The 14,171-nt window shown below is 67.8% G+C and carries 11 protein-coding genes and 2 pseudogenes; 4 read left to right on the top strand and 9 right to left on the bottom strand.

Features of this window, described 5'->3' with window-relative positions; genetic code table 11:
* Window positions 1-53: 53 nt before the first annotated feature.
* From eccD to ACLU3S_RS00755, 9 genes and pseudogenes are all read right to left on the bottom strand, one after another.
* Window positions 54-1,418, bottom strand: a complete 1,365-nt coding sequence (gene eccD, locus ACLU3S_RS00795; RefSeq protein ID WP_413949749.1) for a type VII secretion integral membrane protein EccD — start codon at window positions 1,416-1,418, stop codon at window positions 54-56.
* A 13-nt stretch (window positions 1,419-1,431) separates the two neighbouring features.
* Window positions 1,432-1,740 carry a hypothetical protein gene (locus ACLU3S_RS00790; protein ID WP_413949691.1) on the bottom strand — a complete coding sequence of 103 codons (309 nt, stop codon included), beginning with the start codon at window positions 1,738-1,740 and terminating at the stop codon, window positions 1,432-1,434.
* 248 nt (window positions 1,741-1,988) lie between these two features.
* Window positions 1,989-2,855, bottom strand: a complete 867-nt coding sequence (locus ACLU3S_RS00785; protein WP_330336843.1) for an immunity 49 family protein — start codon at window positions 2,853-2,855, stop codon at window positions 1,989-1,991.
* An 11-nt stretch (window positions 2,856-2,866) separates the two neighbouring features.
* Entirely contained in the window at window positions 2,867-5,356 is a 2,490-nt protein-coding gene (locus ACLU3S_RS00780) for a hypothetical protein (RefSeq protein ID WP_413949690.1), read from the bottom strand.
* A gap of 2 nt (window positions 5,357-5,358) precedes the next feature.
* Entirely contained in the window at window positions 5,359-5,757 is a 399-nt protein-coding gene (locus ACLU3S_RS00775) for a DUF6507 family protein (RefSeq protein ID WP_413949689.1), read from the bottom strand.
* Between the two features lie 66 nt (window positions 5,758-5,823).
* Window positions 5,824-6,135, bottom strand: coding sequence for a pore-forming ESAT-6 family protein (locus tag ACLU3S_RS00770; protein ID WP_330336840.1), 312 nt, complete (start codon window positions 6,133-6,135; stop codon window positions 5,824-5,826).
* A gap of 55 nt (window positions 6,136-6,190) precedes the next feature.
* Window positions 6,191-6,523 (bottom strand): hypothetical protein, encoded by a 333-nt coding sequence (locus ACLU3S_RS00765; RefSeq protein ID WP_330336839.1) that lies wholly within the window; start codon window positions 6,521-6,523, stop codon window positions 6,191-6,193.
* A gap of 195 nt (window positions 6,524-6,718) precedes the next feature.
* Window positions 6,719-7,965 (bottom strand): IS3 family transposase gene (locus ACLU3S_RS00760; RefSeq protein ID WP_413949688.1). Its coding sequence is split into 2 segments (ribosomal slippage): window positions 6,719-7,623 and window positions 7,623-7,965, totalling 1,248 coding nucleotides; the frame shifts between segments, so codons are not numbered across the junction.
* Window positions 7,966-8,915: 950 nt separating this feature from the next.
* Window positions 8,916-9,122 (bottom strand): annotated as a pseudogene (locus tag ACLU3S_RS00755) (ABC transporter ATP-binding protein); the annotation flags it as partial.
* A 436-nt stretch (window positions 9,123-9,558) separates the two neighbouring features.
* Between ACLU3S_RS00755 and ACLU3S_RS00750 the strand changes: the two are divergent.
* The 4 genes and pseudogenes from ACLU3S_RS00750 to ACLU3S_RS00735 form a co-directional block, all read left to right on the top strand.
* Window positions 9,559-9,804 (top strand): annotated as a pseudogene (locus ACLU3S_RS00750) (transposase); the annotation flags it as partial.
* Between the two features lie 577 nt (window positions 9,805-10,381).
* Window positions 10,382-11,551, top strand: a complete 1,170-nt coding sequence (locus ACLU3S_RS00745) for a sugar ABC transporter substrate-binding protein (protein ID WP_413949687.1) — start codon at window positions 10,382-10,384, stop codon at window positions 11,549-11,551.
* A complete protein-coding gene (locus ACLU3S_RS00740; protein ID WP_413949686.1) occupies window positions 11,548-13,116 on the top strand; it encodes a sugar ABC transporter ATP-binding protein in 1,569 nt (522 codons plus the stop codon). Before ACLU3S_RS00745 ends, ACLU3S_RS00740 begins: the two co-directional genes overlap by 4 nt.
* Window positions 13,113-14,147 carry an ABC transporter permease gene (locus ACLU3S_RS00735; protein ID WP_413949685.1) on the top strand — a complete coding sequence of 345 codons (1,035 nt, stop codon included), beginning with the start codon at window positions 13,113-13,115 and terminating at the stop codon, window positions 14,145-14,147. The genes ACLU3S_RS00740 and ACLU3S_RS00735 overlap by 4 nt, the downstream gene beginning before the upstream one ends.
* Window positions 14,148-14,171: the final 24 nt, after the last annotated feature.

Genomic DNA, 14,171 nt, shown 5'->3' with positions numbered 1-14,171 from the left:
CGCGCAGCACGTCGTCCTGCCAGCGGCCTGGAGTCGTCATCACTACCCCCTCCTCAGGCGAAGGTGCCCAGCAGCCGCCCGTACACCCCGAACACCCCGAGCAGCAGCGGGAACAGAGCGATCACAGCGGTCGACTCCAGCACGTCGCCGGCCTTGCGCAGCCGCACCCGCACATGCTCGGCGGGCTGCACGGCAAGCACACCCAAGGACAGCACGACCAGTACGCCGAGAACGGCGAGCGGAGCTGTCGGTCCGGAGTGCTCCAGCCACAACCAGGCCAGCCGCAACGCCACCACCATGGACGCCGCGAACAGCGCAACCACCTCCGCAACCAGCGGGTAGGCGCGCGCCCGCAGCGCGAGGACGAACGTGACGGTGACGGCCAGCGCAGCCGTCCATACGGTGATGGCACGCACCGCCAGCACTCCGGCGACGGCACCGGAGACCGCGGTGACGACCGTCGCCAGCGCCAACCCTCGGTGCGTGGCGGCCAGGGCGGCGGCCACCTGGTAACGACTGACCGATGTTCCCGAGGAGCGCCGGTCGTCCAACCCGGACAGTCCGGATGCGGCGAGCGCCAACCGCGGCAGCACCCCGAGCGCCACCACGGACACCACGGCCAGCAAGGCCCCGGCGCGAGCCGATTCACCCGCACTCGTACCACCCGCCTGGAAGGCGAGCGCGACCTCCCAGAACGCACCGGCGCCGGCCACGGCCCCTGCCCCCAGCAGAGCACCCCGCCCGAACGACGAGAACCAGCCGAGCAGCAGCAATGCCATCACGACGACCGAGAGCAGCGCCGCCAGCCGTACCGCCCCCGACCATGCTTGGGCGTCGGCCAACGCCCAAGCACCCTGGGCGCCCACAGCGGCACTCACTCCGACCAGAGCCGCGGCCAGTCCCTTGCGCCCGGCCCTGCCCAGCAGCACACCGGCCACCGCGGCGACCACGGCACTCACAAGGAGTCCCCATCCGGCGGCCCTGGCCTCGAAACCCTGCCGGGCGACGAACCCGGCGGCGAGTGCCCACACCACGCCCGCGCCCGCTGCCGCGATCCGCCGCGCCCGCGCGTCCCACCGCCAGCCCCGCACATCCAGATCGCCGGCCGCCTCGTCACTCACGTCATGGACCACCGGCGCGGACGGCGCATCCTCGACCCGCACCAGACGCAGCACAGCACCGTCGGGCACTTCGGCCGACTCCAACGTGTCATCCGGCTCCAGGGCGCTGCCGTCGGCCTTCACCAGATACCGGACCAGGGGACGCTCGCCCACCCGGTCCTCGAGAAGCCACATCACCTCCGGCAGCAACAGCCCAACCGGCTCCCGGGACGGCAGCACCAGATCCACCCGCCGCCGCTCACCGACCAACGTCACCCGACTCAGCGCCGTACGGCTCACAGTCCCCCGAGATATCACGCGTTCGAACCTATCATCGGGCCGAATTCGCAGACTGCGGTGCTCCGCTGGTCCCACCGGAGGTGGGCGCGGAGGGTACTGCCGGGGCAGGCACCGACGTCCCGTAAGGACCCTTCCCGACCACCCGGTGCGAGATGAACGACCACCCCACACAACCGGCGCACACCACCGCGGCGATCACCACACCCGCGAACGCCTTCCCGAGCCGCTCATCCACGGTGCGCCGCTGCCGCTGCGCACCGAACAACACGGCATCACGCAACCGACGCCGGCGGACCGCCACTGACTCAAGAAGCTGACTGTCGTAATCCTGGGCTGACACGTAATGATTCCGGTTCGCTGGGGGCCACTGAGTAATCCACTGCGGTTGGCCGATCGGGATCCCTCACCGGGCCGTGCGGGGCTCGCAGTCATCGAACATGCTCTCTCATACCCCGTTGCAGACGCAATGCGGTACCGGCGCCAGCGACGCAGGCCGACGACGCCCCAGCCACGTCACTCTGTCTCCTGACCACCTTGCCCCAACCGGGGAGAAGTCCAGCGAGCGGTTCGAACATCTTGATCTTCCGTTCAGGTGGGAATATGTCCGACCCACCTACGTTCCAAGAGATACTTGGGTAGGTACTCGGACTCCACCTGAACAGGGATATCCGCGTCGAAGGCCATGCAGGCGACGGCGAGCGGACCCAGAGCCACCAACCCCTCACCGCTCTTGGCGCGCGCCTGGTCGGCAGACCAATACTCGCGGTGCCAGATGAGTGCGTCTGCCAGGGCCGCATTGAACCGTTCTGGCTCTCGCCTCTGGTAGCGATGAAAAACTTCAAGTGGTGGGTAGAGGATCTTCAACATGAGTTCGGCACTGGCGATGTGGGGTGCCGCAGGGTCCGTGCCGTTGATGGCGGTGAGCAGGGTATCCCAAGTCTCTCGGCGACCGAACCAGGCGTTCTGCAGGGTTTCCACCCATGCATAGATGTACTCATCGAACTCGGCTCCGGATTCTCGAAGAAATGACACAGGAACGCGGGCGAGTTGGTCGAGTCGATCGTTTTCACGGCAGATAACGGCTAGGTAGTACGAGGTTAGCCAGTTACCTGCGTGCAGATATTGTTGAGGGCCGGTCGCTGGGAGGTTCTTGACCTCGCCATTGATTCCGATGTGACATGGCACCGGGCCTTCCGCAGCAGTGCCCGAGATGAACAGGCCTGAACCAACTTGCATTGCGGTGACCCAAGTCCCCCACGTCGCGAACTCCTCTACCATGGGATCCGCCAGGCAGGACCATTTGGCCAGGGTCAGCGAGTAATCCAGGGCGTCGAAACGATCGAACTCTGAGGTTTCGAGCTCAGACAGCGCTTCTTCGACACTCTGGACGATCGGCTCCATGGCTTCGTCCACGTCCTCCACAGGGAAGTCGTGGCGGGGGATGCGGTTGACCACGTGCTCTTCTCTCAGTAGATCTGCACTTCTTCCACTACGGCCCCAGCATAGAGGGAGCCGTTGGGTTCCTGGACCTTAACCAGGACATACCTCAACTTTCCCGCCTTCAGTGCGTTTCGGAACTCGCGTGCGAGCTTGGCGTCAAGGCCACCGCGTTTCGTCATCTCGGCCATGATGGTCCGCAGGTACAGGGTTGTGCCCTGCTTGACCCTCATGCCTTCTGCGCCGCCATCATCGCCTATGTGTGGATTCTCAGGGTCCTCAGGGTCAGCCCGCCCCAAGCGCCAGTCGAGGTCGTTCCCCGGCGCCTTGTCCTCGACGATCAGGATTTCATCGTTCTCGATCCTGTACGCAGCGTCGAACGAATGGGCTCCGTTGGGTGTCTTAGGAAGCGGGATGGGCTTTGGATCCCGGAACGTGATGGGAATCGCATGAAGCCTGGAGGCGTCCTCCCCGAGCCTTTCGGAGATCTTGCTGTTGGGAGGAACATCACCAAGCTGTTCTGCGTATGCCTTCTGAGCATCGGTAAGCGTGGTGTGGTTCTCGGGGGAGGGTGTCAGATCAAACGCTCTTTTAGCATTTGTGAGGTCTCGATAGGCTTGGCGATCGGCAGCTCTCTTGTCGAGAGTCGGCAGAACGTCGGCGGGTGCGGTGTGGCGAGCGAGCGGCTTAGCGCCAAGGCGAATTTCGGACGGACCGCTTGGCAAGTCGTGCTTGGCGATGAAACGCCCATGAGCATCCTTTGCGAGCTGAGGGAGCTCGACCCCGTCTACCAGCCCGACGTTGGGCTTCCTGCGTCCCAGAATATCGTAATGTTGTTTTCGCCACTCGGGATCTTCGTTGGCCTTCCGGACGTGTTCGTCTTGAATGGCCTTTCGCTCTGCTGGAGTCAGCTCGTGGTGGGGCTCGTCATGGGTGCCATCGCCGTGGCTTGATCCAGAAGAACCGTGACTGCCGCTCCCGCCATTGGCTCCCGGGCGGTCAAACGATTGTGCTCCAGCGGTTCCACCGGACGAGCCTTCGTGTGAAGCCACGTGGCCGCCGCCACTGCTACCTGTCTCCGCTGGTGTCTGCTCGCCGACGTGAGTGGAGCGGCTGGTGTGTTCGGCTCGGGCGCCGGCACCGACCAAATCATGTGAGTGGTCCGCCAGCCGTGGCCCACTCAGCTCCTGGCGGTCGTCCGAGGAGAGTTCGTGCGCGGCTTCGTCGACGTGCTGCCGCAGGCTGCCATCGACATTGAGGACGTGACCCTCGTCGGTGAGGTAGAGGATCTTGCCGGTGGCGTTGTCGACGTAGGGGATCGCGTCGGCTGGGATCTTGGGGGAGCGGACGGCATCGGCCTGTTTGAGCAGGTCGGCTGTGACGCCCGTGTGCAGGTTTTTGAGCGTGGTGAAGGCGTCACCGACCCTGGCGAGGGCGAACGTGCCTGCCTTGCCGACGTACGTCATGGGGTCGACGACCCGGCCGACTTTGCCTACGGCCGACACTGCGCGGATTGCCGCACCGGCCTTGCCGGCGTCCGAGGCGGCGGCGCCGACTCCGTCGGTGCCCACCAGGGTCAGCACGTTGAAGCCGAAGGCGCCAGCGGCTCGGCCCGGGTTGGTCTTCCACTCGTCCCAGGCCACGAGTCCTTTGGCGGCCTGATTTTGGGCGGTTCGCGATTCGCGGAGCCAGGACGGGAGGTCCTTGTCGGGGATGAGGTACCAGGCGCCCATGGTGGCGCTGGTCAGGCCGGCGGCTGTGCTGAGCTTGGCGAGGTTGGTCCATGCCTGCCCGGCGGCGTCCGCGCCGTCCCAGCCGACCAGGGTGCCCAGGCCGTGGACGGTGGCCACCACGCCGTCGTGCCAGAAGCCGTCCCATACCTGCTTGCCTTGGTGGGCCAGCCAGGCCCAGCCCTCGTACTCCCGCTCTGTCGGTGCGCCCCAGGGAGTTTCCTTCGCATGGTCCAGGTCGGCGGCGTTGAAGCCGTACATGTTGCAGCTGTGGGAGCCGTCGTCGGCGATCAACGGACTGCCGCCGATCAGAGCCATGATCTTGTTGTAGGCCCTGCGCTCGGCGGCCTCGAAGGCGGCCACCGTGTGATTGACGTCGTGCCACAGGTCGTTGTTGTGGTTGACCTTGTCCTGGTCCTTGCGCCAGCCGTCGTCCCCGGAAACGGAGTTCACGAAGGCGGTCGCCTCCGCCTTCAGTGAGTCGAGTTTCTTCACCAGAGGCCGGACTTCGAGGCTGTAGTCCGACAGGGTGCCTGCGACCTTCTCCAGATCGCCGGCGAAGGCGTCGGACTTCTTCTGCACCGGGACGGTCGTGCTGAACAACTGCTCGGCCTCGGGCGCCGAGTAGAAGGAGGACAGATGCTGGAAGGTGGTGTGCACGTCTGAACCGGACGCGCGGAACTGGCCCGCGTCCGCGGTCAGCAGCATCACATCGGTGTCCAGGGTGTCCAGGTCACCGATGAAGTGCGGTATGCCCGAAGGGTCGATCAGCTTCGCCTCGTTGCTCACCGTCACCGGCCCTTCGCGCCGTGGCCCGTCTTACCCACGCCGGGCAGATCCACCGTCGGCTCCTTGGCCGCCTCTCGCTGCGCGTTCGCGGCGTGCTCGAGGTCACCGGCTATGTAGTGGCGGGTGGCCTGATCCGCCCCGTGGAGAGCGTTCGAGGTGCGCTTGGCGATGTACACAAGGTCCCGACTCCAGTGCTGCATGAACAGGCCCAGCGCCGAGCCGACCAGCCCGGCTGTGCTGGTGTATGGGCCGTACTGGCTGGTCAGTGTGCCGGCTGCGGAAGCGGCCTCCTCCAGGTTGCTCTGCATCGCACTGCCGGCGTCCGACATGTTCTTCGCGGCGGTGCCGCACTCGGACAGCACCTTGTACACCCCGGCCGGGTGAATGTCCCACCCCGTCACGGCAATCCCCTCGTCCCCGTTTTTATGTGCCTGTCGGCGTTCGTTCGCCCGTCAAGTCCCCTGGCATCAGCCGATGTTGTCGACCGCGGCCTTCGCCTTGGCGAGGGTGGCCTGAGCGGTGCCGTCGTTCTGCTCCAGCGTGTTGCGGACCAGACGGATGATCTCGCGCACCTCGGCCGCGGCCCTATGCCAGCGGACCTCCTTGCCGTGGTACTCGTCCGAGACACCGTCGGCCTCGAAGTCCGCCATCGCCGCCTTGACCGCCCGGTCGCGGTCGGTCAGCACGCGCTCCAACTGGCCGATGATGCCGGACAGGCTGGTCTGTACGTCGGCGGAGGCGCCGGTGTCGTACGAGCGGCGGTCTTGGTTCTGGGCCATGATCGAGTCCCCCTTGAAACGGTGGCGTCAGCGGTGACTTGCTCTTCGAGGACGGTTATCGCGCGCCGAAACGGGCGGCGTCGAAGTTGGCCATCCCCATGTTCTGGTGTGCGTTGTCGCCCAACTCGACGTCACCGCTGCCGAACGCCGTGTCCATACCGGACTGGCCGCCGAGGATCGCGCCCAGCGAGCTGTTCAGCTCCGCCGTGATCTCGTCGGCATGCGCCTTGAACGTGTCGAACGCGGCCTTGCCCGCCCCGTTGAACTTGCCCTCCAACGGTTCGGCCGCCTGGATCAGCAACCTGATCAGCGTGCCCAGGTCGTCACTCGATCCGGCGGTGCTCTTCCCGAGCTGCGACAGGGTCGTCGACCCCATGTCGAACTTCATCCACCCACCCCGTAAGCGTGTTGTGCGCTGGGACTGCTCAGTCGCCGCAGCTTCATCTGAGACCACCCAGAGTGCGCAGTGCATCGAACATCCTCTCGTACCCTGCGTTGCAGACGCAACGCGAAACAAGTCGACTTGGCGTGATCTTGTTCATGGGGTGGGCCTTCCCCCGTGATGGTGGACACGCTTCGTTGATCACGCGGCGAGCGTGAGCTTAGCTGCGTGGTGTCGGCGTTCGTATTCGTTGGGGCTGAGGTGGCCGTTGGCGGCGTGCCGGCGGCGGGTGTTGTAGCGGGCCAGCCAGGCAAATACCGTCCTTCTGCAGGTGCCGGCGTCGCCGTAGTCGCCGATGCCCTGGAGGGTCTCGCGTTTCAGGGTCGCGTGGAAACTCTCGCAGGCCGCGTTGTCCGCGCTGGTACCGACGGCACCCATGGACCGGGTCACTCCGAGCTGGTCGCAGAGATCGGCGAAGGCCCGGGAGCCGTATTGCGCCCCGTGGTCGGAGTGGAACACGGCGCCGTCCAGGCTGCCGCGGGTCGAGGCGGCCATCTGCAGCGCGTCGGCGACCAGGCCGGTGCGCATGTGGTCGGCGATGGACCAGCCGACGACCTTGCGGCTGAAGCAGTCCAGCACGGTCGCGAGATAGAGGAACTCCCCGCCGGCGAGCGGGAGATAAGTGATGTCGCCCATGTATTTCCGCCCCGGCTCGGTGGCGGTGAAGTCCCGGTGGAACAGGTCCGGAACCTGAGCGGCTGCCGGGCCCGGGACGGTGGTGCGGACGCGTCTGTGCAGGCGGATGCCAGTTATGGAGAACGTCCGCATGACGCGAGCGACCCGCTTCGCGTTGATCCGCAGGCCCTTCGCGTGCAACTCGGCGGTCACCCGTGGGGAGCCGTAGGTGCCGCCGGACTCGCCGTGGACCTTGCGGATCCGCTCGGCCAGGAGCCGGTCCTCACTCTGCCGGGACGCCCTGGCCTTTCTGCCGGCAAGCCACTTGTAGTAGCTGGACCGGTTCAGGCCCAAGACCTCGCACAGCCGCTTCACGCCGTAGGCGTCCCGGTGGTCGGCGACGAACTGGAAGCGACTCACCAGTTTGTCTCCCCGGCGAAATACTTGGCCGCCTTGCGGAGTATGTCCCGCTCGGTCGCCAGCTTCCGCTCACTCGCCTCGAGCTCGGCCACCCGGGCCTCCAACTGCCGGATCCGCTCGTCCGGATCGGCGGACGATGCCGTCTGCTCGGCCTGGGCCGCCGGCGTTCCGCCCACAGACGGGGCAGCAGCGGCGACACCGCGGCGTCCGCGGTCCCGCAGCACCCACTCCCGCAGGGTGGCCCGGTTGATGCCCAGGTCAGCGGCGATGCTCTTGTATGTCGCCCCGGGCGTGGACTCGTACAGGGCCACGGCATCGGCCTTGAACTCGTCCGAGTAGTCCTTCATCGCCATCGGCGGTCTTCTCGCTTCCTCCGGATCAAGCAGATCCAGTATCAGCGTGTCCACCACTCAGGGGGAGGCCCCGAGATTTTACTTCAGAGGGCGTGGGGCTGGAGGTGAGGGGACAGGTGCTTGATTCCATGATGAGACCTTGAGATCACCTCACGGGGCTTGCAGCATGAGTCCCCCCTGCGCAACCACGACCGTATCGTCAGCGGTCAACTCCCCCCTCGGACACAACGCTTGACGATACGGTGACGAGGGCCTCGACCTTACGGTCGCGGTCCTCGTTGCGTATTGCGCGTCGAGCGGGGTTTGCTTCTTCCCGGGGACGGCGGTGTGCGCGTCGAGCTTCTTCTGTGCCGCATCCTTGTCCCGCTGGGCTTCGTTGATCCACTGGGTGACGACGGCGGGGCCGGCTCCGGCGTCTAGGGCGGCCTGGTAGCGGGCGAGGCGGCGCTCGCACTCCTTGATCGCCTGGCGTGCTTGGGCCTGTTCGGGGGTCTGGGGCTCTGCGGCGCTCGCGGGGGTGAGCGCTTTCGATGGTGGCGGAGAGCCGGTCCGGGGCGAAGGCCCGGGCGATCCACCGGTCCAGGGCCTGGCACACGACGTCTTCCCGCAGGTAGACGGTGCGCGGGTGGGTGAGGTCGGGGTAGCGGGCGGCTTCCTCCGGGGGACGTCCACGAGGCCTACGGGCGCCTGCTGCGGGCCGGCTTCGACAGCCGCCTCATCACCAACTGACTCCCGAGCGCCTGCGCACGATGATGCTCGTCCCCGGTCGTCAGTGATCGCCGGCGACCGCCCGCCTTGATGGCAGGCACGACTGTCAGAGGGTCCTCACCTACGGACGTTTGTAGGTGGGGCCCCTCTGAAGTGGTGCCCCGGCAGGATGCGAACCCGCGGCACCCGTTGTACGAGTTTTCCGCTCTCCACGGCCCAGCGCCGGACCGCCCATCACCCCGTCAGCGTGCCCGCTCCACGCGGCGTTCGTCCCACACCGGCTCCGGTGTCTCGCGTACCCGGCCGTCGCTGCCGAACACCAGGAAGCGGTCGAAGGAGCGTGCGAACCAGCGGTCGTGGGTGACCGCCAGGACCGTCCCCTCGTACGCCTCCAGCCCCTCCTGCGGGGCCTCCGCCGACTCCAGGTCCAGGTTGTCGGTCGGCTCGTCTTCTATCTGGTCCCGAGGCAGGAGGAGGTGCTCACCACGCTCCGCGCCGCCCTCGGTGTGCCGGAGGACCGGGGCTGAGCGGCAAGGGGGGACAGCCGACGACCTGCTTCCAGACGGTGAAGCGCTCGCACATCGCGCGTCGGTGGTGCCGGGCAGCGAGCAGGTGGCGTCGGGGCCGGACGTGCGGTGAGATGCCGCTGAATGCGGGCAAGAGCCGCTGGGCTGAGGCGACCGGCTCGGAGCCATGATCCCCAACGGCGGGGGACGGGCCCCCGGCCAGGGGATATGGACTCCGCGTGACTCCGCATGGACTCCAGTGGCACGCATGTGGCACGTCCTGGGACACGACGAAGGGCCAGCATGGAGCAAACCGCGCCTGAGCTGGCCCTTCTCTCTGTGCCCCCGGCGGGTTCGAACCTCGAGCACGGCGCCACCCTCGGAATTCGAAAAGCCCGACGCCGACGCCGTGAAGGCCCAGCTGCGGCACGTGCTCGACGCGGTGGAGACGAAGTTCCCCAAGGCCGCCGAGCACCTCGACGCCGCGCAGCCCGACGTGCTGGCGTTCACCGCCCTCCCGCGCGAGATCTGGCGGCAGATCTGGTCGAACAACCCGCAGGAGAGGCTCAACAAGGAGATCCGCCGCCGCACCGACGTGGTCGGCATCTTCCCCGACCGCACCGCCCGTCCTTGTCGCGCTGGGCGTCGTTGATCCACTGGGTGACGACGGCGGGGTCGGCTCGGGCGTCTAGGGCGGCTTGGTGGTGGGTGAGCTTTCGGTCGCATTCCTTGATCGCCTGGCGGGCCTGGGCCTGCTCGGGTCTGTGGATGGGTGCGGTGCCGGCCGCGATGCTCGCGGCGCTGAGTTCTTCGCGGCCTGGACCCCGCAGGACTCGGCGCGATGTGCGCCGCTGTCGACGCCTACAGCATCGCATTGATTTCGAGACTCTCAAAGAAGCTCGAAGAAATTTCTTCGATTCCATTGACAGGGGGTCGATAAGTCTGCGACGTTCTTGTGCAAGCGGCCGGACCGACCATGGCTCAGCCGCCGAGTGCCTCGCTGCCGAGGGGCCGGAACGACCCGCCGGCAGCCGAAGGTACGAGCAGCAGTCCCGCCTCCGTCCGCTTAGCCCCGACCCCACCGGGGTCTTCGAGAGCTTCCTCCCTGTACCCGGTTCGCAACCGCAGCCAGCGCGAACAGGTCACAGCCGTGCCGCACCCGTTGAGCCGCCCTTCCCCGCCGCACCGAAGGAACCGCCGCCGTGATCCGACTCGCCCGCCACGCTCTCGGCCGCTCCAGGCCCGCCCTCGCCGTAGCCGTCCTCGCCGCCCTGGCGCTGTCCGCCTGCTCCGCCCCCCAGGACTCGTCCGGTAACGGGCAGTCGTCCCCCGAGGCCAAGAAGTTCGCCGCCAAGGCCCAGGCCGACGTCAATGCCGCCACCGCCCGGCAGACACCTGTCACCGCCGCGGTCCCCTCTCCCGGTCCCAGACCGATCAGGAACAAGAGCATCGTCGTCATCCCGTGTTCGATGTCCGTCGAAGGATGTGCCCGGCCCGCCCGCGCGACCGTCGACGCGGCACGGACGATCGGCTGGATCGCGCGGATCGATGACCCTGCCGGCGACGTCACCAAGATGTCCGCAGCGATCCAGCGGGCGATCGCCAGCCGGGCCGACGGCATCGTGCTGACCTCCATCGACGCCGCCGCCGTCCAGGGTGACCTCAAGGCCGCCCGCAAGGCGGGCATCGCCGTCGTCTGCAACATGTGTGGCAATACCGGCAACCTGTACCAGGCCGTCGTCCCTCCGCTGGAGGAAAACGAGCGCGCCGGCTATCTGCTCGGTGAGTTCGCCTACCTGGAGGCACGCAAGCGGTTCAACGCCCCTCCGAAGTTCGTGATCCTTACCGACGACGAGTTCGACACAGTCAAGGCCCGCATCCGGGGCGTCAAGAAGTTCATCGCCGACTGCAAGGCAGCGGGCGCGGGCTGCCAGACGGTCGCCGAGGGTTCGTACTTGGCGTCCGAGATCAGCACCGTCGCGCCCGGCAGGGTGGTCCAACTGGTGCGCAGCCACCCCGACTACGACGTCCTCTTCGCCGGCTACGACGCCGCGCTGAACTTCTTTGCCCAGGGCCTGCAGCAGGCCGGTCTCGCGCAGCCCGGCAAGGCCTTCGGTGTCTCCGTCGACGCCGACGTCGCCAATACCCAGATGATCCGTAAGGGCGGCTACCAGGCGGCGGCGGTCGGCTTCGCCTTCGCCCGCGCCGGCTACGCCGACATCGACAACCTCAACCGGATCTTCCAGGGGAAGCAGCCCGTCGACCAGGGTCTGAAGGGCAAGCTGATCGTCAAGGGCGACGTGCCCGGCAAGGCCTGGGACGGCGACTTCGACGCCGGCTCCCTCTACCGCGAGGCCTGGGGCCTGAAGTGAGCGGCACCTCCACCGACACCACACGCACCGTGCTCGCCGTCCGGAACCTGTCCAAGACGTTCCCCGGGCAGCGCGCGCTCGACGAGGTCTCCCTGGAGCTGCGGGCGGGCGAGGTGCACGCACTGCTCGGCGAGAACGGCAGCGGAAAGTCGACCCTGATCAAGTGCCTGGCCGGATTCCACGAGCCCGACCCCGGCGCCGTCATCGAGGTGGACGGCCGGGCGTTTGAGGCGGCCGCCACCACAGCAGCGGCCGAGCACGGCCTGGTCTTCGTCCACCAGGACCTCGGGCTCATTCCCACCCTGTCCGTGACGGAGAACTTCGCGATCTGCCGCCGTTACGACACCCGGATGCTGGCCCGCGTCGACTGGTCGGCGGCCCGGTCGGCCGCCACGCGGGCGCTGACCGCCCTCGGGCACCCGGAATTGCCGGTCGACGCCCCGGTGGGCCGTCTGCCGGTGGCCTCACAGACCATCGTCGCCATCGCCCGGGCCCTGGCCACGGCGGAGGACGACGCCCGCGTCCTCGTCCTGGACGAGCCGACGGCCGCTCTTCCCGAGGCCGAGGCGGAACGGCTCTTCGACGCGGTGCGGCAGGTGGCTGCGCACGGGGTCGCGGTGCTGTACGTCTCCCACAGGCTGGAGGAGATCCTGCGCATCGCCGACCGCGCCACCGTGCTGCGGGACGGACGGCGCATCGACACGGTCGAGGTTCCAGGCCTCAAGGTCGGCGATCTGGTGCGGCTCATCGTCGGCCGTGCCGTGGGGCCGGTAGGACGGGAGCGCTCCGCGGCCCGCGCGGCAGGCGAAGAACTGCTCGAGGTGAGCGGCCTGTCCGGCCATCGGCTGCGCGGTGTCAGCTTCCAGGTCCGCCGCGGTGAGATCGTCGGTGTGGCCGGGATGCTCGGGTCCGGTCGCAGCGAGCTCGCCCGCATGCTGTTCGGTGCACAGGTACCGACCGGTGGCGAGATCCGTCTCAACGGCGTCCGGGCCACGCTGAGGTCACCGCGGGAGGCGGTCCGCCGGCGCATCGCGCTCATCCCCGAGGACCGGCGCCGCGAGGGCGGGGTCCTGGACATGGACATCACGAAGAACCTCACCCTGCCGTCACTGCCCCGCTTCTGGCGCGGTGCGCGCCTGGCGACGGCGGCCGAGCGCAGCACCGTCAGCCGGCTCATCGACACCTACCGGGTCAGGCCCGCGGCCCCGGGACGCCTGTTCCGGAACCTGTCGGGCGGCAACCAGCAAAAGGTCGTCATCGCCAAGTGGCTGGACACCGAACCGGATCTGATCGTGTTCGACGAGCCCGTGCAGGGTGTCGACGTCGGCGCCCGCGAGGAAATCTTCCGGCTGGTCGACCAGGCCGCCGCCCGCGGCGCCGGTGTCCTGCTGATCTCCTCGGAGATCGACGAGATGCTCGCGCTCGCCGACCGGGTGCTGGTCCTCCGGGACGGCCGTCTGACCCACGAACTCGACGCCGCGGCGACCAGCGCCCACGAGGTCACACAACTCACGCACTTCGACTCCGAACCCGGCCCCGGGAGCGAACAGGAGCTTGCCCGATGACATCCTCCCTCACCCCCGCCGGCGACACCGCCACCCCGGACACCCACCACCGGCCCCGTTCCCTGCGACTGCCGGGCGGGCGCAGCGAGCCCCTGTCCGATTTCCTGACCCGCGTCACGCTGCTGGGGCTGCTGGGGCTGCTGGTCGTGCTGTTCTCACTCCTGAGGCCGGACACCTTCGCCACCTGGGGTAACGCCAAGACGGTCCTCGACCTCCAGGCAGTTCTCACCATCCTCGCCATCGGCCTGCTGCTCCCCCTGATAGTCGGAGAGCTCGACCTGTCCGTCGCCGCCAACCTGGGGGTCGGCCTGATCCTGGTCACCGGTCTGACCTCGAAACAGCACCTCTCCCTGCCCCTCGCCGCGCTCCTCGCGGTGCTGGCCTGCACCCTGGTCGGGGCCGTCAACGGCCTCCTCATCACCAGGCTCGGCATCAACTCGTTCATCACCACCATCGGCATGAGTACCGTGCTGACCGGTGTCCTCGGCGCCTACACCAACGGCAATGTGTTCTACGAAGGCATCCCCTCGTCACTCACCAAGCTGGGCCAGGGCGACCTGCTGGGCGTGCCGCTGCCGGTCGTCTACGCCGCCGCCCTTGGGGTGGTCGTCTGGTACGTGCTGCAGTGGACGCCGCTCGGCCGCTACCTCTACGCCATCGGCGGCTCCCCGGACGCAGCCCGGCTCAGCGGTGTGCCGGTGCGTCGGCTGACTCTGCTCGCCTTCACCGGAGCGGGCCTGCTGGCCGGTGTGGCCGGGCTGGTCCAGGCAGCCGTCCTCGGCAGCGGCAACCCGACGGTGGGACCCCCGATGCTGCTGCCCGCCTATGCAGCAGTGTTCCTCGGCGCCACGGCCATCCAGCCCGGTCTGTTCAACGTCTGGGGAACAGTGATCGCCGTCATCACGCTGCAGGTCGGCACCACCGGTCTGTCCCTGCTCGGCGCTCCCTTCTGGATCGAACCGATCTTCAACGGCGCGGCACTCGTTCTCGCCGTCGCCGCCACCCGTCTGCTGCGCCGCGGCGCACGCTGACCCGGCCTCATATCTCGCAGGAGC

Source organism: Streptomyces sp. AF1A, assembly GCF_047340315.1.
In the GTDB taxonomy this organism is placed as follows: Bacteria; Actinomycetota; Actinomycetes; order Streptomycetales; family Streptomycetaceae; genus Streptomyces.
Note: the sequence above shows the minus strand (reverse complement) of the source record. Positions and strands in the feature narration are given on the sequence as shown.